General features: G+C 69.9%; 17 protein-coding genes and 1 pseudogene. 12 read left to right on the top strand and 6 right to left on the bottom strand.

Annotation, left to right across the window (positions count from 1 at the left end):
- Positions 1-214 precede the first annotated feature (214 nt).
- The 3 genes from ACTWP9_RS10820 to ACTWP9_RS10810 all read left to right on the top strand — a co-directional run bounded on the left by ACTWP9_RS10820 (position 215) and on the right by ACTWP9_RS10810 (position 2,876).
- Positions 215-742 carry an NUDIX hydrolase gene (locus tag ACTWP9_RS10820; protein WP_443245824.1) on the top strand — a complete coding sequence of 176 codons (528 nt, stop codon included), beginning with the start codon at positions 215-217 and terminating at the stop codon, positions 740-742.
- A gap of 302 nt (positions 743-1,044) precedes the next feature.
- Complete coding sequence (locus tag ACTWP9_RS10815; protein ID WP_443245823.1) at positions 1,045-2,061, top strand: ATP-binding cassette domain-containing protein; 1,017 nt, start codon at positions 1,045-1,047, stop codon at positions 2,059-2,061.
- On the top strand, positions 2,058-2,876 hold the full coding sequence (locus ACTWP9_RS10810) for an ABC transporter permease (RefSeq protein ID WP_443245822.1): 819 nt from the start codon (positions 2,058-2,060) through the stop codon (positions 2,874-2,876). Before ACTWP9_RS10815 ends, ACTWP9_RS10810 begins: the two co-directional genes overlap by 4 nt.
- 82 nt (positions 2,877-2,958) lie before the next feature.
- Here ACTWP9_RS10810 and ACTWP9_RS10805 read toward each other — a convergent pair whose 3' ends face one another.
- Together ACTWP9_RS10805 and ACTWP9_RS10800 are read right to left on the bottom strand one after the other, a co-directional pair.
- Positions 2,959-4,008 carry an ABC transporter substrate-binding protein gene (locus ACTWP9_RS10805; RefSeq protein ID WP_443245821.1) on the bottom strand — a complete coding sequence of 350 codons (1,050 nt, stop codon included), beginning with the start codon at positions 4,006-4,008 and terminating at the stop codon, positions 2,959-2,961.
- A 224-nt stretch (positions 4,009-4,232) separates the two neighbouring features.
- Positions 4,233-5,066 (bottom strand): aldo/keto reductase, encoded by an 834-nt coding sequence (locus ACTWP9_RS10800; RefSeq protein WP_443245820.1) that lies wholly within the window; start codon positions 5,064-5,066, stop codon positions 4,233-4,235.
- A 103-nt stretch (positions 5,067-5,169) separates the two neighbouring features.
- Between ACTWP9_RS10800 and ACTWP9_RS10795 the strand changes: the two genes are divergently transcribed.
- On the top strand, positions 5,170-6,636 hold the full coding sequence (locus ACTWP9_RS10795; RefSeq protein WP_443245819.1) for a hypothetical protein: 1,467 nt from the start codon (positions 5,170-5,172) through the stop codon (positions 6,634-6,636).
- Between the two features lie 105 nt (positions 6,637-6,741).
- Here ACTWP9_RS10795 and ACTWP9_RS10790 read toward each other — a convergent pair whose 3' ends face one another.
- Positions 6,742-7,320, bottom strand: a complete 579-nt coding sequence (locus tag ACTWP9_RS10790; protein WP_443245818.1) for a hypothetical protein — start codon at positions 7,318-7,320, stop codon at positions 6,742-6,744.
- A gap of 353 nt (positions 7,321-7,673) precedes the next feature.
- Here ACTWP9_RS10790 and ACTWP9_RS10785 point away from each other — a divergent pair, with 353 nt between their 5' ends.
- The 5 genes and pseudogenes from ACTWP9_RS10785 to ACTWP9_RS10765 all read left to right on the top strand — a co-directional run bounded on the left by ACTWP9_RS10785 (position 7,674) and on the right by ACTWP9_RS10765 (position 12,597).
- Positions 7,674-8,597, top strand: coding sequence for an ATP-grasp domain-containing protein (locus tag ACTWP9_RS10785; RefSeq protein WP_443245817.1), 924 nt, complete (start codon positions 7,674-7,676; stop codon positions 8,595-8,597).
- Positions 8,594-9,454: an ATP-grasp domain-containing protein gene (locus tag ACTWP9_RS10780; protein ID WP_443245816.1), complete on the top strand. Its 861-nt coding sequence runs from the start codon at positions 8,594-8,596 to the stop codon at positions 9,452-9,454. Before ACTWP9_RS10785 ends, ACTWP9_RS10780 begins: the two co-directional genes overlap by 4 nt.
- A gap of 292 nt (positions 9,455-9,746) precedes the next feature.
- Positions 9,747-10,730: an LLM class flavin-dependent oxidoreductase gene (locus ACTWP9_RS10775; RefSeq protein ID WP_443245815.1), complete on the top strand. Its 984-nt coding sequence runs from the start codon at positions 9,747-9,749 to the stop codon at positions 10,728-10,730.
- A gap of 316 nt (positions 10,731-11,046) precedes the next feature.
- Positions 11,047-11,264: pseudogene (locus tag ACTWP9_RS10770) on the top strand (5-dehydro-4-deoxyglucarate dehydratase); the annotation flags it as partial.
- Between the two features lie 10 nt (positions 11,265-11,274).
- A complete protein-coding gene (locus tag ACTWP9_RS10765; protein ID WP_443245814.1) occupies positions 11,275-12,597 on the top strand; it encodes a glucarate dehydratase family protein in 1,323 nt (440 codons plus the stop codon).
- 158 nt (positions 12,598-12,755) lie between these two features.
- Here ACTWP9_RS10765 and ACTWP9_RS10760 read toward each other — a convergent pair whose 3' ends face one another.
- Positions 12,756-13,775 (bottom strand): ArsR/SmtB family transcription factor, encoded by a 1,020-nt coding sequence (locus ACTWP9_RS10760; protein ID WP_443245813.1) that lies wholly within the window; start codon positions 13,773-13,775, stop codon positions 12,756-12,758.
- Positions 13,776-13,860: 85 nt separating this feature from the next.
- Between ACTWP9_RS10760 and ACTWP9_RS10755 the strand changes: the two genes are divergently transcribed.
- Positions 13,861-15,048, top strand: a complete 1,188-nt coding sequence (locus ACTWP9_RS10755) for an alpha/beta hydrolase family protein (RefSeq protein ID WP_443245812.1) — start codon at positions 13,861-13,863, stop codon at positions 15,046-15,048.
- A gap of 127 nt (positions 15,049-15,175) precedes the next feature.
- Here ACTWP9_RS10755 and ACTWP9_RS10750 read toward each other — a convergent pair whose 3' ends face one another.
- Positions 15,176-17,623: a SpoIIE family protein phosphatase gene (locus ACTWP9_RS10750; protein WP_443245811.1), complete on the bottom strand. Its 2,448-nt coding sequence runs from the start codon at positions 17,621-17,623 to the stop codon at positions 15,176-15,178.
- Between the two features lie 394 nt (positions 17,624-18,017).
- Here ACTWP9_RS10750 and ACTWP9_RS10745 point away from each other — a divergent pair, with 394 nt between their 5' ends.
- Positions 18,018-18,578: a COG4315 family predicted lipoprotein gene (locus tag ACTWP9_RS10745; protein WP_443245810.1), complete on the top strand. Its 561-nt coding sequence runs from the start codon at positions 18,018-18,020 to the stop codon at positions 18,576-18,578.
- A 76-nt stretch (positions 18,579-18,654) separates the two neighbouring features.
- A complete protein-coding gene (locus ACTWP9_RS10740; RefSeq protein WP_443245809.1) occupies positions 18,655-19,401 on the top strand; it encodes a sulfite exporter TauE/SafE family protein in 747 nt (248 codons plus the stop codon).
- A gap of 35 nt (positions 19,402-19,436) precedes the next feature.
- Here the strand turns inward: ACTWP9_RS10740 and ACTWP9_RS10735 are convergent, their stop codons facing one another.
- A complete protein-coding gene (locus ACTWP9_RS10735) occupies positions 19,437-19,892 on the bottom strand; it encodes a MarR family winged helix-turn-helix transcriptional regulator (RefSeq protein ID WP_443245808.1) in 456 nt (151 codons plus the stop codon).
- Between the last annotated feature and the right edge of the window lie 111 nt (positions 19,893-20,003).

The raw sequence follows: 20,003 nt of genomic DNA, 5'->3' as shown, positions 1-20,003 counted from the left end.
GCCGAGGTGGTTGCTGAGCCGGCTGAGGTGACGTGGACCGTTGACGCGGCGCCGGGCAGGGACCCCTCACCCCTGACCCGTCGAGTCGGCCTTCCCTGTCTTGCGGCTGCGGCCGAAGGTGACCGGGGAAGACTCCAACGGGAAAGACGCCAACGGGGAAGAAGGTCACCGAGGGCACAGGAAGCCGCTGGATCCATTTCGCTGGAGCGACCCCATGGACGACATCGCCGGGAACGGCATCGAGTTCCCCGCAGTGATCAACGGTCAGATATGGCATGTTGCCTGGCATCCGCCCCCTGACCCACCCTCGGGTACGCCGCACGGCGCGGAGGCGGTGTGCGTAGCCGACGGTCGGGTCGTCATGGTCAGCAGAGAGGGGGTGCGGTGGGGCCTGCCCGCAGGCCGCCCCGAGCAGCATGAGCAGTGGGTCGACACGATGCGCCGCGAGGTCCAAGAGGAAGCCTGTGCCGTGGTGACGGATTGCCGACTCCTCGGATTCAGCCGGGGCGTGTGCGTACGCGGTCCGGAGGAGGGGCTGGTACTGGTCCGGTCGATGTGGCGAGCCGAGGTGCGGCTGGCTCCATGGGACCCACGCTTCGAGATGGCCCACCGCCGACTCCTGCCCGCGGAGAGGGCGTTCCAGGCTCTGGCCGTCCCCGAGGGCCTCGGCCCCTTCTATCGCCGGCTGTTCGCCGAAGCCGCGCCGCAAGGCGGTTGCGCCTCCGGTACGCCGCACGGATGAAGCCCGGTGACCATCACTTTGCCGCTGCCCACGGCGGTCGCGGAAGGCGCCGGCGCCGTGGGCCGCCGCCTCCGCACTCACACGGTCCAGGCAGCAGCGCGGGCGGTTCCGCCGACCACATCGGCGGCAACCGAGAGCGCCCCGCTCCCCCGCTCCTCGTCTCGTTGCTGCTGCCTGCGCGCCTTGTTAACGTCTGCTGCGACATCTCACCGTAGGGTTCAGCCCTCGCCATTCAGCCTCCTTGTGTCCGGTGACATCAGGAAGGTGGGAGTCACACCAGCTTCTGACAGGGGTGTGCGGCGATGGCTGCGTTTCCGCGTTCAGACACGGCTCTGGAAGCCGTTGATCTTGTCAAGACCTACTCGGCAGGCAGGAAGAAGACCCCGGTCACAGCGTTGCGGGGGCTGAGCTTCTCCGCTGCGCAGGGGACCGTCTTCGGGCTGCTCGGCCCGAACGGGGCAGGCAAATCGACCACGGTGAAGATTCTCTCCACGCTTTCGGTCGCCGACTCGGGATCGGCACGCGTCGCCGGCCTCGACGTCACGGCGGACCCGGACAGGGTGCGCCAGGCCATCGGGTTCGTGGCCCAGAAGCCCGGCACGGACCCGATGGGTACCGCGACCGAGAACCTGCTGCTCGCGGGCCGTCTCCAGGGGATGTCACGCCGCGACGCCAAGGCGCGGGCTCGTGAGCTCGTCGACCGGTTCGGGCTGGCCGATGCCGCGAACCGGCGGGTGGGCACGTACTCCGGCGGCATGGCGCGCAAGCTGGACGTTGCATTGGGGCTGATGCATCGTCCGCAGGTGCTCTTCCTCGACGAGCCGACGACGGGTCTCGACCCGCAGGCCCGGAGCGAGATGTGGCACGAGATCGCCAGGATGGCTGCCGACGAGCAGATGACGGTGCTCCTCACCACGCACTACCTCGATGAGGCCGACCACCTCGCGGACCGGCTCGCGATCGTCGACCACGGGACAGTGGTCGCTGCGGGCGCCCCGGAGGAACTCAAGAGCGAACTGCGCGGCGATGCTGTGCATGTCGAGCTCACCGAGGCCGACAGCAGAGCCCGAGCGGTGCTGCGACGGGTGCCGGAGCTACGCGAGATCACCATCGACGGCTGCACGGTCCGCGGCCGTACCGATGACGGCGCACGGGCGTTGCCACCTGTGCTGGCCGCACTCGACGAAGCCGGAATCGTCGTGACCTCCGCGACGCTCTCCCGGCCTTCGCTCGACGATGTCTACCTCCGGCACACCGGCCGCAGCCTCGAGGCCGCCGCGGACGAGCAGCCGAACACGCCGGCGGAGGTGGCCAAGTGAGCACCGCACACGAAGTATCGATCGGTCCGCGTCCGTTGACCGCCGTCAGGCACTCCGCGTTCCTCACCGGCCGTCTGCTGCGCACCCTGTGGCGCATGCCCACCTTCCTCGTCATCGGGCTCGTGCAGCCGGTGATCTGGCTGATGTTGTTCGGGCAGCTCTTCCGCTCGGTCGCGAATCTGCCCGGATTCGCGTACGGCAGCAGCGGTTTCCTGCAGTTCCTCACACCGGGCGTGGTGATGATGACCGCGCTGTTCGCGAGTGCGTGGGCAGGGACGACCTACTTGCAGGACATCGACCGCGGCGTGATGGACCGGCTGCTCACCTCCCCTGCCGGTCGAGGGGCCATGATGTGCGCGACCATGGCCTACCAGGCGGTCCAGACCGTCATCCAGAGCCTGGCCATCGTGGTCATCGCGTTGGCCGCCGGGGCCCGTTTCCCCGGAGGCGTTGCGGGACTCGGCGTCACGGTGTCGGCCGCGGTGCTGCTCACGCTGATCTTCTCGGCGCTGTCCAACGCCGTCGCCCTGCTGACCCGTCAGCAGGCGACGCTGATCGCAATTTCCCAGTTCACCACGCTGCCGCTGATGTTCCTGAGCTCAGCGGTGATGGACCTCCGCCTCGCTCCGCGCTGGGTCGGGGATGTTGCCCGGTACAACCCCGTGGAATGGGCGGTCGTCGCGGCGCGGCAGGCGATGCTCGTACACACCGACTGGACCAAGGTCGGGGTGCACCTGGGACTCCTCGCAGCGGCAGCCCTCGTCATGGGCTTCCTGGCCACGCAGGCGTTCCGGACCTACCGGAAGTCGACATGAGGAGCAACTGATCTGCTCGCCGGACGGACTGCCGGGTCCGTCCGGCGAGCCGGGTGTATGAAGCGCCGGGGCCCGGGGCTTGCTACTTGAGGAGGTGGCCCCTCAGGTCGTCGAGGACCTCGTCGGCGGCGGTCACACCGAGACCCAGGTACCAGGTCTCGTCGTTCACGTCCTCGGCATGCCCTTCCTTGACGGCGCGCAGCTTCTTCCACAGGGGGCTGTCCTGGGCCTTGGCGCGGTCCGTCGCCTTCGGGTCGCCGTAGGCGCCGGTGAAGATCCAGTCCGCGTCGGCCTCGTCCATCCGCTCGGAGCTGATCTCGGTCGCGAGATCGTTGACTTGCTGGTTCTTGGGCCGGGGCAGGCCGACGTCCTGGAGGATGGTGCCGATGAACGACGCCTTCGCGTACAGCCGGATCATGCCGGGCATATAGCGGACCATGGAGATGGTGGGCTTCTTGTCCCCCAGATCGTCGCCGAGCTTCTTCGCCTTCTTCTCGTACGCGCCGAGCTCGGCCTTCGCCTGCTTCGTACGGTCGAGAGCCGCAGCGTTCAGGAGGAAGTTCTCCTTCCAGGTGAAGCCGGGCCTGATGGAGAAGACCGTCGGCGCGATGGCCGAAAGCTGCTTGTACTTGTCGGCAGCACGGAGCTGGCTGCCGAGGATCAGATCGGGCTTGAGCTTGGCGATGGCCTCAAGATTGAGGTTGTTGATGGTGCCGACGTTCTTCGGGTGGCCCGCCTGCTTCTTGAGGTAGCTGGGGATTCCGTTGTCGCCCTCGGTGGGAGCGAGGCCGACGGGCTTGACGCCGAGGGAGACGGCGTTGTCGAACTCGCCGACGTCCAGCACGACGACGCGCTTGGGCTGCTTCTTGAGCTCCGTCTTGCCCATGGCGTGGGTGACGGTGCGCGGGAATTCGCCCGGCTTGGCGTCGGTACCGAACGAGGCGGTCTTCTTCGCGGCGCCCGCGAAGTCCTTTCCGCCCTGCGCCACCTTCTCCTTCGTCTTGCCCTTGCCACCGCCGGAGCCGCCCGAGCTGCCGGACGAGCCGCAGGCGGACAGTGCCAGCGCGGCGGCGAGAGGGAGGGCGACGGCTGCGGCAACGCGCTTTCTGCTGCCGCTCGGGCTTATCGACATGGGGTGCTCCGGGACTCGGGATGGCTACTTAGGCAAACCTTACTTCGCCTTTCGGCCACGCCTGCATCCGGCCCCCGGCTCCGGCCCTCAGCCCGAACGCCCCGGATCGGGTACGGAGGCCGGGGAAGCGGCGGGTGCTCATGGCCTGTGTGCGGCGGCTCGCGACAGGCCCGGAGCGCTCCGACCGGATATGGGCCTCGCTCCCCGGGAGACAGCGCCCTATGTCAGTTGGGCAGCCGGTCGAGGCGGTCGCGGTGGGCCCGGAGCAGATGGAGACCTTCCGCAGCGAGGTTCTCCTCCAGGTGGTCGATCCGGGAAGTGCCCGGGATCGGGAGGATCACCGGCGAGCGGCCGAGCAGCCACGCCAGTGCAACCTGCGTGGGGGTGGCGCCGAGCTCTGCTGCCACGGCGGCGACCTCGGCCCTGGCCCCCGACTCCCCCCAGGCGACCGGGCGCCACGGCAGGAAGGCGATCCCCGCCGCCTCGCAGGCCGCGAGCACGGGCTCGTGCTCGCGGTCGAGCAGGTTGTAGCGGTTCTGCACGCTGGCGACGTCGATGATCTCCCGGGCCCGGGCGAGTTCGTCGACGGTCACCTCCGACAGCCCGATCCGGCCGATCTTGCCCTCGTCCTGCAGGTCCCGCAGCGTACCGAGCTGGTCGGCGAGCGGCGTCTCCGGATCGATACGGTGCAGCTGAAGCAGCTCGATCCGCTCGACGCGCAGTCGGCGCAGAGCCTGCTCGACCTGATCGCGCAGCACAGCCGGCCGCCCGTCGAGCTTCCACTCGCCCGACGGGTGCGACTTGGCGACCCCGACCTTGGTGGTGACGAGCAGCCCCTCCGGGTAGGGATGCAGAGCCTCGGCCAGAAGTTCCTCGTTGGCTCCCCCGCCGTACAGATACGCGGTGTCGATCAGAGTGACGCCCAGCTCGACGGCTCGCCGGGCGACCGCGAGGGAGGTCTCGCGCGCCGGGCCCGGCTCCGTCGCCAAGTGCATGGCTCCGAAGCCGAGCCGCCGTACTTCCCGACCCCCGCCGATACGAAACACAGTCGATGTCACGTGCTGTCTTCTCCCATGCTCAAGGGGCTCGGAGGTCCCCGACGCGGTCGTCACGTACGACTGCCGCTGTGACCTGCTCAAACCCTCGCTAAGGTTCGGTCGTATGACCGATCCCGTGCTGGAAGTCTTGCGTACCCGCCCGGAACTGGCGGACCTGGCCGCGTTTCCTTTCGACTTCGACGTGAGCCGGGCGTACCACGTCGAGGGAGTGCACCTGGCGTCCGGTGCGTCGCTGGAGCCGATCGCAGGCGACGACACCGGTGGAACGTACTTCCTGTGCGGGGGAACGGCCGTGCTGCACGCGTCCTCCGACGGGTACGCCTCGCTGCTCGCCGACAGTGTGGGCGAGGCGCTGGAGATGCTCGTCCGGCTGCCCTGGTGGTGCGAGGACGTCTCCGCGGAGATGGACGAGGAGGAGCTGCGCGCAGCAGTACGTGCGGGGGACGAAGAGGCGCGGAAGGAGTTCGCCCCGGAACTGGATGCTCAGCGGGCGGCGTTGCTCAGCGGTCTGGGGCTGCCGGACCGGCCCTTGGTCGAGCTGGCGGTCATGTCGGAGTCGGCCACCAGGCGGACCGATCCGGACTACGTTTTGCTCAATTCCCGGGAGTTGTGCGCGTACCAGCTGGAGGAGTCCTTCCGGCCGCCTCTGCACGATGTCGTCCTCGGGCCGGGTCGGGAGGTGCTGGCGCGGCTGCGCTCGGGCGATTCCGGCGCATGGCGGGCGGCGGCTGACGATCCGGTGCTGCGGGCGGGCGTGCTGCGGGCCGCACAATACGACCGCAGGGAGGGCGATCTGCCGCTGCTGCGGTTTCTGCTGGAGCGCGAGGACGCCTGGCGGACCGAGTGGTTCGAGGAGCGGCGGCTGGCCGCGGTGCTGGTGGCGCTGCACGGTCAGGACGAGGACGTAACCCTGCTGCGGTCGGCAACGTCCGGGCAGGTCACCAACAGTGCCGGGGGCGTGGAATGGGCCCGTGCCGAGGAGGCGAAGCGGCACGGGCGAGACGTGGCCGCGGAGAGCGAGTTCACCTGGATCGAGCTGGCCCGCCGACAGGGCCGCATCGAGCACGCCCGGGTCGCGCTCATCCGCATGCTGGACGACACGGGCCCGGACGCGGACCGGCTCCGGGAGCTGAGCCGGGCACTGGAACGCCTCGGCGACCACGCCCAGGCGGCCCGCGCCCAGTTCAACCTCCTCTCGCTCCAGGACACGGCATGGAGCCGGGCCTCGGAGGCGTATGTGCTGGCCCGGCTGGAGCGCCGCAAGGGCGACCTCGCAGCAGCGGGGCGGGCGCTGGAGCGGGCACGGGCGGCGGTCGGCGTCGATGGCACCGGACAGGACGAGACGGTGTCCCAGTGGCACCGCCGCGGACTCGGCCGGCTGATCACGGAGCAGCATCTGGAGCTGACGCTGGCCGCGGTCGAGGCGGGCGATGCCGAACTCGCGCGCGCCACGATGACGTACGCGAGGCTTCTGCTCGACACCATCGGCAAGCAGTCGGCGAAGGCACTCAGCAAGCTGTCCACCCGGGCCAAGTGGGCAGTGGCCGCACTGCCCCCGTCCGGCGCCTGACAGCTGTGCAGGAGCGCGCTGATGCACCGGACGGCTGAACGCGCATCGGCATACGGCCTGTCGCCGCCAAGGCGTCGGCTGGACGGCACAGTTATCCGTGACGGCCTACCGCTCGCGGCGGCGCTGTCCTCCGTAGAACGTGCCGGCCGCGGTCAGCGCGGCGAGAACCGCAGTGCTGCCGATGGTGATCTCCGTGGTGTTCTGCTGGTCGGGGCCATCGGGCAGCCGCGGTTCGAGCAGGCCGAGCGGATCTTTGCGGATCTCGACGCGATCGCCCTTCTCGGCCTGACCGAAGCAGTTCTCCTGCTGGGACACCTCGTACTTCTTGTGGTCGCCGCCGACCTCCTCGACGGTGCAGAACATGTCGGGGCCCCGACGGTTGTGCTGGTCGGTCACCTCGGTCACCACGGCAGCGACCGGGTCACCCACGGTCTTCATGTAGATCTCGTACGTCGCGGGCCCGGCGAAGAGCATCAGCGCGAAGCCGCCGAACGCGACCAGCGTCGCGGCACCCGCACGGTGCCAGACACCGCCGATCAGACACGCGGCGCCCGCGACAACCGCCATCATGACCACCACGCCGACCCAGAGCGCCCATTGACCGATCCCCGCACCCAGAATCATCAAGCCGGGCAGAACCACGGCCCACAGCAGAGAGCCGAGGGCCTTCCGTACCCCTGACATCGGTGGCCGCGAGTGGACCGCCGGAGTTTTGTCGCTGCCCCCAGGTGCCACTGTTGTCCCGTGATCACCCATGTCCCGCTCCTGTTGCATCCCGCCGTAGACCGCTGCCGACACAGTAGCCACCGCTCTCGTGCTGCCGTCATGTCCCCCCGAGGAACGTCGGCGATCAGCGCCTGTCAGAGTCGTCCACGAGAGACGGCGGGCGCGCCGTCCCTCATCGTGGTGCCCTCGCCGCCCCGGCTGCGGGGCGGTGACGGCCCGCCAGGCAACGGGTTGGATCATGCAGTTCGGATGTCAGCAGCACGCCGGACAGCTTTCCCGGGCGTCCGGTGAATGTAGAGGAGCGGCAACGCATGAGGCTCTGTTTCCTGGTGGAGGAGCAGTACCGCTACGACGGGATGCCCAAGGAAGTGATTCACCGGCTCAGAGCCTGGGGGCACGATGTGGACGTGCTCCGGCCCGGCAGCTCGCTGGTACGGGTCTCGGAGGACATCCGGGCGGGCAACCACGACGCCTGGGTGCTCAAGACGGTTTCCGGCGGTCCCGGCCTGACGCTGTTGGAGGCGGCGGCCTCGGCGGGGCTGGTCACGGTCAACGACGCACGGTCGATTCGGGGCGTCCGGGACAAGGCGCTCGCCTCGGCTGTCGGGCGCAGCCGGGGGCTGCCGGTGCCGGTCACCTACACGGCGGCACGGGCGGATCTGTTCGCGGAGGTGCCGGGCACGGAGTTCCCGCTCGTCGTCAAGCCGGCCGACGGCAGTTCCGGCAGGGCCGTGCGGCTGGTGGCTTCACCGGAGCTGCTGCCGCAGCTGTGCGGCGAGCTGGCCGGGGAGGGGGTGCTGATAGCTCAGCCGTATGTGCCCAATTCCGGGGTGGATCTGAAGGTGTACAGCGTCGGCGGCGAACTGTTCGCCACACAGCGGAGTTCCCCGCTGCACCCCGAACTGTCGGCCCACGAACAGTGTGTGCCGCTCAGCGCGGAGGTGGCCGATCTCGTGGCCGAGACCGGGAATGTCTACGGACTCGATCTGTACGGCGTGGACGTGCTGCTCGGCCCGGACGGCCCGGTGGTCGTCGATGTGAACGACTTCCCGAGTTTCCGGCAGGTGCCCGACGCGACAACACGCGTGGCCCAAGCGATCCTCGCCCTGGCACACACCGGTGGCACCGAACCGTCGGCGCCGCTGGCGGCCCTCCCCGGGGCCGCGTCCGAGGGCTCGGCGGGAGCCGCGCGGGTTCCGGTACAGGTCCCCGCGACAGCCGGTGACCTGCGGTGAGGGTCGGACTGATCACTCCCAGGCCGGACCATCCACTCCTCGCCGCCGCCACCGCACTGCTGAAGTCGCACCACCAAGTGGACGCGATCGACCCGGAGACGGTGGACGGCTCCGTTCCGTATGCCGAAGCCCTCGGCCATCCACTTGCCGATGTCTACCTGCTCAAGGCCCGCACTCCGCGCGCGCTCGCCCTGGCTCGGTTTCTGGAGCAGCAGGGCAGGGTGGTGGTGAATTCCGCCGCGGCGACCGAGCTGTGCCAGGACCGCACGAAGATGGCCGAGTTGGCACACCGGGCCGGCCTGCCGTTTGCGCGGACCCGTACCGTGGGCGCGCTGGGGCGGCTCGCCGGGGCACACTTCGGCCGTCCGGTCGTCATCAAGAGCCGGCACAGTCGGCGCGGAGACCTCGTCGCCCGGGTCGACAACGCGGAGGATCTGCATGCCCTGTGCGCAAGGTGGGCTGCCGAACCGGTGGTGATGCAGCCCTTCACGGCGAACGATGGCTGGGATCACAAGGTGTGGGTCATTGCCGGGCAGGTCTTCGCCGCCCTGCGCCGCTCGGAGCTGGCCGACGCGGAGCGCGGCCCGGCCGTGCCGCTCGCCGCCGGCGACCTTCCTGACGGGTGGTACGACCTCGCCCGGAAGGTCGGTGCGGTCTTCTGCCTGGAGGTGTACGGCCTCGACATCATCGATACCGGCAACGGTCCCCTGATCGTCGACGTCAACGCGTTCCCAGGTGTACGAGGACAGGTCGAAGCCCCCCGAGCCCTCGCCGAACTCGCCCTGCGCAAACGCGCACATGCGCAACGGAGCTGCCGCGCAGGCCGCAGCCCGATGAGACGCGGTAGGGCGCGGTAAGGCCGGGCGGTGGGCAACCCACGTCGTCGACACCCCGACTGCACACGCACCCCTCCATCGCCCACCGCCCGTTGACCAATGCCCCTCCGGTGCTGCTGCGCCTGGCCTGGCGCCACGGCACCCCGGCCCACCCGGCGCTCCCGGAACTGCTCCGGCTGGCCCGCGAGGTGGTGACGGCCCGCTGACGACCGGGGGCTGTCCCTCCCGTTCGCCGGGCCGGGCGGCTCCGGCGCAGTAGCTGCGAAGTCGATCATCGGCCCCTTGTCGAACGAATGATCTCTATGCTGAGGGCATGGTGGAAATACCTCTTTCGGCGCTGGAAGTCGCGGTGGTCCAAGCGGGCGCCCGGGTCGTGGACACCCTGCGGGACACCGCGGCCTTCGCGCAGGAACTGGAACGGCTCGGCTACCACCGGATCTGGTACGCGGAGCACCACCATTCGCCCGCGATCGGCGCGTTCCCGCCCGTCGTGCTGACCGCCCACGCTGCCGCTTCGACCTCGGTCATCCGCCTCGGCTCAGGCGGAGTGCTGGCTCCCAACCACGCGCCGCTCATGCTGGCGGAGCAGTTCGGAACGCTGGCCGCCCTGCACCCCGACCGCGTCGACCTGGGCATCGGCCGCGGACCAGGCACCTTCGACGAGGCCACCGCGCGGGCGCTGCGCCGCGGAGCCGGACCGACGACGGACGCGGAATACCGGGACGATACAGCCGCGGTCCTGTCCTTCCTGGTCGACGAAGTGGCACTCGGCCCGCTGCCGGAACCATGGTTGCTGGCCTCCAGCCCCGCAGGCGCCACGCTCGCCGCGGAGCTCGGCCTGCCGATCGCCGTCGCCCACCACATCCGGCCGGACAACACCCCCGCGGTCCTGGAGCGTTACCGGGCGGCGTTCGCACCGTCCCGCTGGTGCGAGCAGCCACGGGTTCTGGTGTGCGTGGAGACGGTATGTGCCGAGACGGAGGAAGAAGCCGCCTGGCGAGCCGGTCCGATGGACGTCGTCAAAGCCGGGCTCCTCAAAGGAGCGAGCGAGATTCCCTTCCCCACGCCCGAACAGGCCGCCACCCACCCCTTCACGGCGCAGGAGCGCCAGGCACTGGCCGCCTTCCGTGCCCAGCAGGCCACCGGAACGCCCGAGACCGTCGTGTACCGCCTCACCCAACTCGCCGACGAGACCGGGGCGGACGAACTCATGCTGACCACGCCCGTCTACGACCTCCGCGAGCGCGTTCGCTCCTACGAGCTCGTCAAGAAGTACGCCGGGGCCGCCGCGCACTGAGGGCTTGCCCGGCGGATCCGGCCCCTGCCCTGGCCTGTTCCGGGCAGGGCCCTCTGCCCGGCGCCTGCCGGCTGCGGCTAGGTCGCGGCCGGGCGCGCAGTTCCCCGCGCCCCTTCGGGGCGCAGCCCTGGAGCCAGTGCCAGTGGTGTTCTGCGCTGCTGCTTGGGCTCTGATGGCGTCCATCGGCGGCGCGTCGTACCGGAGCGCGAACCGATGTCACTTCACGTACGCCACCGCCCGCACTGACCGTGATCGGCCTATTGACTGCCCTCCGTTCACATCCCTAGCCTCCATCTCCATACATGGACATTGCCCCTCGGCCGTGCACGCCTTCGCCCCCGAGATCGCGAACGCCTTCTTCGTGCCGCTCGTCGAGCTTCGCGACCGCGTCCCCGGCTATGCCGTATCCCTGGTCAAGGCAGCGGCCCGGCCGGGTGGGTGGGCGACCGGCCGGTACGTGGCCGCTCGCCAGCCCGGGGACCGCGCGACCTCGCCGATCTCGGAACTCTCCTGACCACCGGACTCGATTCGTAGGAGCCGCACGATGACGCCGACACCGCCCCGCACACCGCAGAGCCGCCGGCTGACGATCAGCGACGTGCGGCTCACGCCGATCCTGGTGGCCGATCCGCCGCTGCTGAACACCCAGGGCGTCCACCAGCCGTACACTCCGCGCCTGATCGTCGAGGTGGTCACCGCGGACGGGGTGACGGGCATCGGCGAGACATACGGCGACACCAAGTACCTGGAACTCGCCCGGCCGCTCGCGGGCAAGCTCGTCGGGCACAGCGTCACCGATCTGAACGGGCTCTTCGCCCTGGCCGACGAGGTCGCGGTGAACGCCGCCCGGGTCGAGAACTCGGTGGACGTCGGCGGGCTGCGCGGCGTGCAGACAGCCGACAAGCTGCGCCTCTCGGTGCTCTCCGGCTTCGAGGTCGCCTGCCTGGACGCCTGGGGCAAGGCGGCGGGCCTGCCGGTGCACGCGCTGTTGGGCGGCAAGGTACGTGACCGCGTCGAGTACAGCGCGTATCTCTTCTACCGCTGGGCCGAGCACCCTCAGGGGGCGGGCGGGGCCTCCGACGGCTGGGGCGCGGCGACCGACCCGGCAGGTGTGGTGGCCCAGGCCGAACGCTTCGCCGACACCTACGGCTTCACCTCCTTCAAGCTCAAAGGCGGCGTCTTCGAACCCGACCAGGAGATCGCCGCTGTCCGCGCCCTGGCCGAGCGCTTCCCGGGCAGGCCGCTGCGGCTGGACCCCAACGGCGCCTGGTCCGTGCCCACCTCGCTGTACGTGGCGGAGGAGCTGCGGGACGTCCTGGAGTATCTGGAGGACCCGACCAGCGGCACCGGTCGGATGGCGGAGGTTGCCGCGAATGCAGGGGTGCCGCTGGCCACCAATATGTGTGTGACCACCTTCGGAGAGATCCGAGAGGCGTTCACCAGGAACGCGGTACAGGTCGTCCTCTCCGACCACCACTACTGGGGCGGGCTGCGCAACACCCGGGAACTTGCCGCGATCTGCCGTACCTTCGGCGTCGGCCTGTCCATGCACTCCAACACCCACCTGGGCATCAGCCTCGCCGCGATGACCCACGTCGCGGCCACCGTGCCGAACCTGGACTACGCCTGCGACAGCCACTACCCCTGGCAGACCGAGGACGTCATCACCGAGCGCCTCACCTTCCGCGACGGTCACCTCGATGTCACCGAAGCGCCTGGACTCGGAGTCGAGCTCGACCACGACAAGCTCGCCCCGCTGCACCGGCGTTGGCTGGACGACGACGGGACGCTGCGCGACCGCGACGACGCCGCCGCCATGCGGGTCGCCGACCCCCACTGGACCACGCCGCACATCCCGCGCTGGTAGTCCGTCTCTCCGCTCCCCTCCCCCAACCGTCCAACGGGGCGGGCGGCCTTCACGTTGGGGAGCCGCACGCGACCGCGGGCACAGCGCACGTCGCCTCGCAGAACCCCGCAGCCCGCAGCGCCGTCCGCGAGTCCCGTCCGGCCGACCCGAGCTGAGCCCTACGGGGTCACCGGTGCGGACTGCCGGTGGCCCTCCCCGCGGCGGCCGGGCGGCAGCCGACGCCGGTGCACCAGCAGGCTCCCCAGTTCGGTGCGCCGGTGCAGCACGGCCCGCCCGGCGCGGACGGTGGTGATCAGTCCCGCTCCGCGCAGCGCGGCGGTGTGAGCGGAGGCGGTGGCGTTGCTGACGCCCAACCGCCGGGCGAGCCCGCTGGTGGTGTGCTCATCCGCGAGGAGGAGCAGGATCTCCAGGCGGGTCCGCCCGAGCACCCCGGACAGCGCTTCGTCCGAGCGACCGGCTTCGACCAGCGAGAGCGGCATACCAGGGCCTGCCGGGTAGGTCACGTACAGCGGGCGGTCGGGCAGCTCGGCGACGAGGGGATGACCGGTCCAGTGGAAGCTGGGCAGCAGGACCACGCCACGGCCGCCGAGCTCGATGTCCCGCGAGCCGGGCCCCTCCAGGTGCCAAACGCCGTCCTCCAGGCGGCTGCCGGGTACGAGTCCGGCGAGTGAGGCGCCGATGCCGCGTTCGGCGGTGGCCACGGCGTATCGGACGAACTCCTGGTGGTGCAGGTCCTGGATCAGGGGCCATACGGGGCGCAGCACCGTCTCGAAGGCGGCGTGCTGTGCGCGGTGCAGGAGCTGCCAAGCGTCGGCATCGCCTCGGTGCAGATGGCGGATCCAGCTCGGTGGCGGGGACGCGTGCTTGACGTAGACGCGTTCGAGCTCGGAGCGGACCAGCTCCGGGCGGGAGGCCCGCACGGTGGCCAGGCCGTCCGCGAGGTCGTCGCTGAACACATCGATGAACGCGGGCGCCTCTCCCGCGGGGACCAGGTCCGCGAACGGCGCGGCGGCGGCCGGCAGGGCGCGGAACAGCCGCCGTCTCCAGCGGTCGAAGAGCACGGCGTCGTCGTGACCGCACAAGGTGCTCATGGCCGCGTTGAGTTCCTGCAGCGGGGCCGGTCGAGACGCGAACCGGACACGGGCGAGGTCGGCGGTGGTGAAACGAATCCGGATCACTACTCTCCCCGTCGGTGTTGTGCCGGCGTTTCGGCGAGAGCCTGAACGATGGCCGCCCTCCCCGCCGGGCGCCACCATGCAGGGCATGTCTTCTTCTTCCTCTTCCTCCTCCACCTCCCCGTTCACTGTAAAGCGGCGGACCCTCACCAAGTCGGCCGTGGTGGCCGCCGCCGCGCTACTGCTGCCGGCCGGGAGCGGTGTGGCCCGAGCCGCGGGAGGTGGCGGCTTCACCCTGCGCCTGCCCGCACCGACCGGCCCGCACCGGGTCGGCGTCACCGCGCTGCATATGACCGACCGCTCCAGGCGCGACCCGTGGCAGTCGGACAGGCATCGGGAGTTGATGGTCTCGGTGCTCCACCCGGCCCGCGACGTCCACGGCTACCCGGTCGCACCGCATATGACGGCGGGCGCCGCGCAGAGCTTCCAGGAGCTCGCTCCCCTCTTCCACCCGGAGTTGCCGAGGACCGGAGTCCACTGGGCGGCCACCATGACCCACGCGCACACAGGCGCACCCGTGCCGCCCGGACGGCGGCCGGTGCTGCTCTACAGCCCCGGCGGCGGCGATCCGCGCACCTTGGGCACCTCGGTGGCCGAGGAGTTGGCGAGCCACGGCTATGTGGTGGTCACCATCGATCATCCCGGCGACGCGACCGAGGTCGTATTTCCTGACGGCTCCGTCCGGACGACCGTCTTCAGGGGAGACCCCCGCGCGGACCCTGCCCTCTTCCGCACCGTCATCGAAACGCGGGTCGCGGACACCCGGTTCGTACTGGACCAGCTTGAAGCCCTCACAGCCGGGCGGAGCGAGCTGGGCCGGACGATGGATCTGCGGCGCGTAGGCATCTACGGCCATTCGGCAGGCGGAACGGCGGCTGCGGAGGCGATGCACGAGGACCGCCGCATCAGGGCGGCGGTCAATCTGGAGGGCTTCTTGGACCACCCGGACGGCGAGCTGTTCCCGGTCGCCGAGCACAAGCCGGACCGGCCGTTGCTCCTGATAGGCAGCGACGGCTTCTCAGGGCGGAAGGAGCTGGAGCGTTCCTGGTCGGTCATGCGGGGCGTTCCCCGACGGCAGATCGGCAACGCCACGCACTGGGTGTTCACGGACTACGCATCGATGGCGCCCCAGTTGCAGGAAGCCGGACTCATGTCGGCCCAGGGCCGCAACAGTCTGGTCGGAAGCATCGCCCCGAAGAAGTCGGTGCCCCTGGTGCGCGGCTGCCTGCACGCATTCTTCGCCCGGCATCTGCGGGACAGCTCCGGGCGTCACTGAGTCGCCTTGAAGCGCCGTTCCGGGTCGGGCGCTCGGCGAGGCGGCTCGGCGCCCTGCGGTCTCTCCACGTCGACGACGACGTACTGTCCTTCCGCAAACGTCAAGTGCAAGCCCGCAAGCGACCGGGTCACCCACGCGCAGCCGATGCGGGCAGGTCCTGCTCGGCCCAGATGAGCTTGCCGCCCTCGGTGTAGCGGGTGCCCCAGCGGCGGCTGAGCTGAGCGACGAGGAAGAGGCCACGGCCCCCCTCGTCGGTGGTACGCGGGTGACGCAGGCGCGGCGAGGTGCTGCTGCCGTCGCTGACCTCGCAGATGAGTACGCTGTGGCGGATCAGGCGCAGCCGGAGGGGTCCGGCACCGTGCCGGATGGCGTTCGTCACCAGCTCGCTGACCATCAGCTCCGTGGTCAAGACCAGGTCCTCCAGCCCCCACTCGCCCAACTGGCGAGCGGCCATGGAGCGGGCCTTGGCGACGATGGCCGGATCGCTGGGCAGCTCCCAGGAGACGACACTGCTCCCCGTCAGAGCGTGCGTACGGGCGATGAGCAGCGCCACGTCGTCCGACGGAGGGCTGGAGAGCAGGTTGTCGAGTACGGCCGAGCTGAGGCTCTCCAGCGGCAGGTGCGGCTGTGCCAGGACGCTTCGGAGGCAGCTCATTCCCACATCGATGTCCGGGTCGCACGCGCTGAGGAGGCCATCGGTGTAGAGGGCGACGAGGCTGCCTTCGGGCAGTTCCAGCTCCGCGGCCTCGAAGGGCAGCCCTCCGAGGCCCAACGGAGGACCGGCCGGAAGGTCCGGGAACGTCACGGAGCCGTCCGGGTACACCACCGCGGGCGGCGGGTGGCCGGCGCGCGCCATCGTGCAGCGCTGGGTCACCGGGTCGTAGACGGCGTACAGGCAGGTGGCGCCCAGCACGGTGATCGCGCTCGCCTCGGGGCGGTACTCCTCGGTGAGGCGCATGACCAAGTCGTCGAGGTGCGCGAGCAGTTCGTCGGGCGGCAGCTCCATGTCGGCGAGCGTGTGCACAGCGGTGCGGAGCCTGCCCATGGTCGCCGCCGCGTTGATGCCGTGACCCACCACGTCTCCGACGATGAGGGCCACTCGCGCTCCGGACAGCGGAATGACGTCGAACCAGTCGCCGCCGACGCCGTCGTGCGTACCGGAGGGAAGATAGCGGGACGCCACCTCGATGGCCATCCCGCCCTGCAGGGCGTGCGGGAGCAGACTGCGCTGGAGGGTCAGGGCCGCGGTGTGCTCGCGCGTGTAGCGGCGGGCGTTGTCCACACACAGCGCCGCCCGGGAGACCAAGTCCTCGGCGAGGAGCAGGTCGTCCTCCTCGAACGGCGTGGGATACCGCGACCGGACGAAGGACGCGACGCCCATGATGGTGCCGCGGGCCCGCACCGGAACGGCGATCAGCGAGTGCATGCCGAACTGGCGGATCTTCTCCACCCGGGCGGGGTCTTCGTCGAGCCACCGGCCTGCGGTTTCGCCCAGATCCCGGTCCAGCAGCGCCTCGCCGGTCTGGAACGCGCGGACGAAGGGCGATGCCGGGTCGATGGTGACCTGGTCCCCCCGCTCCACGATGGACTCCGGGGTGCCTTCGGTGACCGACCGGAGCCCGGCGCGCCGGAAGGTGGGGAGGGTGCCGGCCGGCCCCGGTACGGGCTCCTCGCCGCGCACCACCGACTCGACCAGGTCGACCGTGACGAAGTCCGCGAAGCGTGGCACGGCGACATCGGCCAGTTCCTGCGCGGTGTGTTCCACATCGAGCGTGCTGCCGATGCGGGTACCGGCCTCGTCGATAAGGGTGAGACGTTCGCGCGCCCGCCACCTCTCGGTGACGTCCATGACCATGTAGCACAGCCCCATGATGTTGCCGGCCGCGTCGTCGAGGCGGAAGAAGGAGGTGGAGTAGGCGTGCTCCCGTTGCGGGTCGGCCATGGTCCATCCGCGGTACTCGTAGTCGATCACCGGCGCTCCGGTCGCCAGCACCCGCCGCATCTGCGCCTCCAGCGCATCGGTGTCCAGACCGGGAAGCGTGTCCGCCAGACGGCGCCCCAGCCGCTCCGCACGCGGGACTCCGCCGCGGCGCTCCAGCGCGTCGTTGACCCACACGTACCGCAGGTCCGGACTGAGGACGGCCATGGCCAGCGGTGATCGCGTCAGGAATGCTTCGAGCACCGAGCCGCCCAGTACCCACGAGGGCGCCTTGCCCAGGTCGACAGCGGAGACGAGCCAGGAGTCGCGGCCGTCCAGGTCGGACAGCGGGCAGGCACGCAGCCCCACCTCGACCGGCCGGCCGCTGCGGTGCCGTACGGTCGCCAGCCCGGACCAAGCACCCTGCGCCCGGCTTCGCTCGGCCACGGTCACTGCTCGCGACACGTCGTCAGGGGATGTCAGCAGGTGCTCGGCGGACCGGCCCACCGCATCGGCCGCCGGGTAACCGACAAGGTCCTCGGCGGCCGGGGTCCAGCCGATGACCGTGCCCCGGGCGTCGATGACCGCCATCGCCGGGTCCGCCGCGTCCATCGGCCGGAGCGGTTCGGTGGGGATGATTCCTTCGGAAGAAACCATTGCCGACCGCCCTTCTGGCGGGTTTTCTTCCGCCCCCAGTCTACGTGCCGACCCCCTTCGGCGCCCTGCAGTTCCCTGGGGGCCAACGGCACGACCAGTATCGATACCATCCTGTTCGCCGAGCGCGATAAGACGACCACAGTTCGTGAAGAATTCGTCCGCGAACCGCCGGACCGCCCTCGGTCGGACCGACGTCGAATTCCCGTGGCCGACCCTGGCGAAAATGATGACGCCACGCTGTCTCTCGCGGCAGAGAGTAGCCGGAAGACTCCGGTTGCGACCGGCTCCCCAGCCGTTTTACTGAGAACAGACGCACGGGCCGAGAGCGCTGGAACATGTGCCGCGAGCGCGCTGCGTGGGGGCCGGGCCGACCCAGCGAACCGAGAGGATTCTCATGGCCACGTTCACAAGGATCTCGATCCCCCTTGCCACCGTGATGCTGGTCGGCGGGGCAACAGCCGGCACCGCCGGGGCCACCGCCGCTCCAGTGCACAGCGCGCCGCGGTCCGAAGCGGTGCAGTCCGAGCCGGACACGTCCAGGAAGGCAGCGGACACGGTGAAGGTCAAGAAAGGGAAGTACGGAAAGATACTGGTGGACGGAAAAGGGAGAACGCTCTACCTCTTCAAGAAAGACAAGAAGAACAAGAGCAACTGCCAGGGTGGCTGCGCAAAGGAATGGCCGCCCATGACGGTGGACAAGAAGGCGCGGGCCGGTAAGGGCGTCAAGAAGTCCGAACTGTCCACAACAAGCCGGGACGGCGAGAAGCAGGTCACCTACAACGGTCACCCCCTCTACCGGTTCGACGAGGACGAAAAGGCCGGGCAGACCAACGGCCAGGGCGTCGACCAGTTCGGCGCCAAGTGGTACGTCGTCGACACCAAGGGAAAGGCCGTCGTCCACAAACCGAAGCGCGGGGACTCCCCCAAACCGGAGAACACCGACGGAGGCTACTGAGCTCTCGGGACCGTGAGCGCCCGGCCGCCCAAGGGCGCCGCGGTACCTCCCTGTGGCGGGCCGTACCGTTGCCGCCATGATGGGGTGGGAGGGCGCACTGATCGCCGCAGCCGGTCTGTGGGCGGGCGCGATCAACACGGTGGTGGGTTCCGGCACTCTGGTGACGTTCCCGGTACTGGTCGCCCTCGGCTATCCGCCGGTGACCGCGACGACGTCGAACGCGATCGGACTGGTTCCGGGCTCGATCACCGGCGCCTACGGATACCGGCACGAGCTGTCCGGACAACGCAACCGGGTGCTCGGCTACGCGGTGGCGTCGCTCTTCGGCGCCATCGGCGGAACGGTGCTGCTGCTGTCGCTGCCGCAGAACGCCTTCGAGGTCGTCGTGCCGTGGCTGGTCGGCCTCTCGGTCGTCCTCGTCGCGCTCCAGCCACTGGCCGCCAAGCGGCTCCGTACGAGGGACGCGGAAAACCGTTCCGGTCCGCTGCTGTTCTTTCTCATCTTCCTCGTCGGCGTATACGGCGGCTACTTCACCGCGGCGCAGGGCATCATGCTCGTCGGCGTCATGGGGCTGCTGCTCGCCGACTCCTTGCAGACGCTCAACGCGTTCAAGAACACCTTGACCGCCGTGGTCAACGTCGTCGCGGGCGCCATCTACGCCTTCGTCGCCCCGATCAGCTGGCCGGTCGTCGGCATCCTCGCCGCCAGTTCCACGGTGGGCGGGCTGCTCGGCGCGAAGATCGGACGCAAGCTCCCACCGAACGTGTTGCGCGGGACGGTCGTGGTCATCGGCGTCGCAGCGGTCGTCCGGCTGCTCCTCTAGGGCCGCTGGAGAAGCTCTGGGTGCGTGCTCCCCGATCAGGTCGTCCGAGCGCTGTCCCGGCCGAGTTGCGCCAGACGTTCCAGTACCGGCAGGGCCTCGGCGAGTGCGCTGCGGTCCTTGGGGCTGAGGAGCTCCATGAGGGGCGCGAGGTGCCGGGCCCGCTCCGCTCGGCGAGACTCGCCGATCCTCCGGCCGGCGTCGGTGATGTGGACGAGGACGGCACGGCCGTCCTGCGGGTCGCTCGTGCGCTCCACCAAGCCCTCGCGTTCGAGGCGTTTCACGAGCTGAGTGAGGCCGGGCTGGCTCATCTGCTCGCTGCCGGTCAACTCGGTCAAGCGCTTCGGGCTGCCGTCGAAAGCGAGGGTGTCGAGCACCGACAGCGTGCTGAACGGGAGCAACTGCTCCTGGGGCAGGCGGATGTAGAAGCGGTTGAACGCCTCGATCGCTCTGATGAAGTCGGGCACGCTCAGCTCGCTCGTCGAGTCATACACGCGGGGAGCCTATAACCTGCGACGAGCAGACATACATTCTCAGCTTATAGAAATAGCTTATGCTGTTCCTGCCTGCGGTGGCGGCATGCCCGGCGCACGACCGCCTCCCCG

The organism is Streptomyces sp. 3N207, assembly GCF_052246355.1.
Lineage (GTDB): Bacteria > Actinomycetota > Actinomycetes > Streptomycetales > Streptomycetaceae > Streptomyces.
This window is presented reverse-complemented; position numbering and strand designations above follow the sequence as displayed.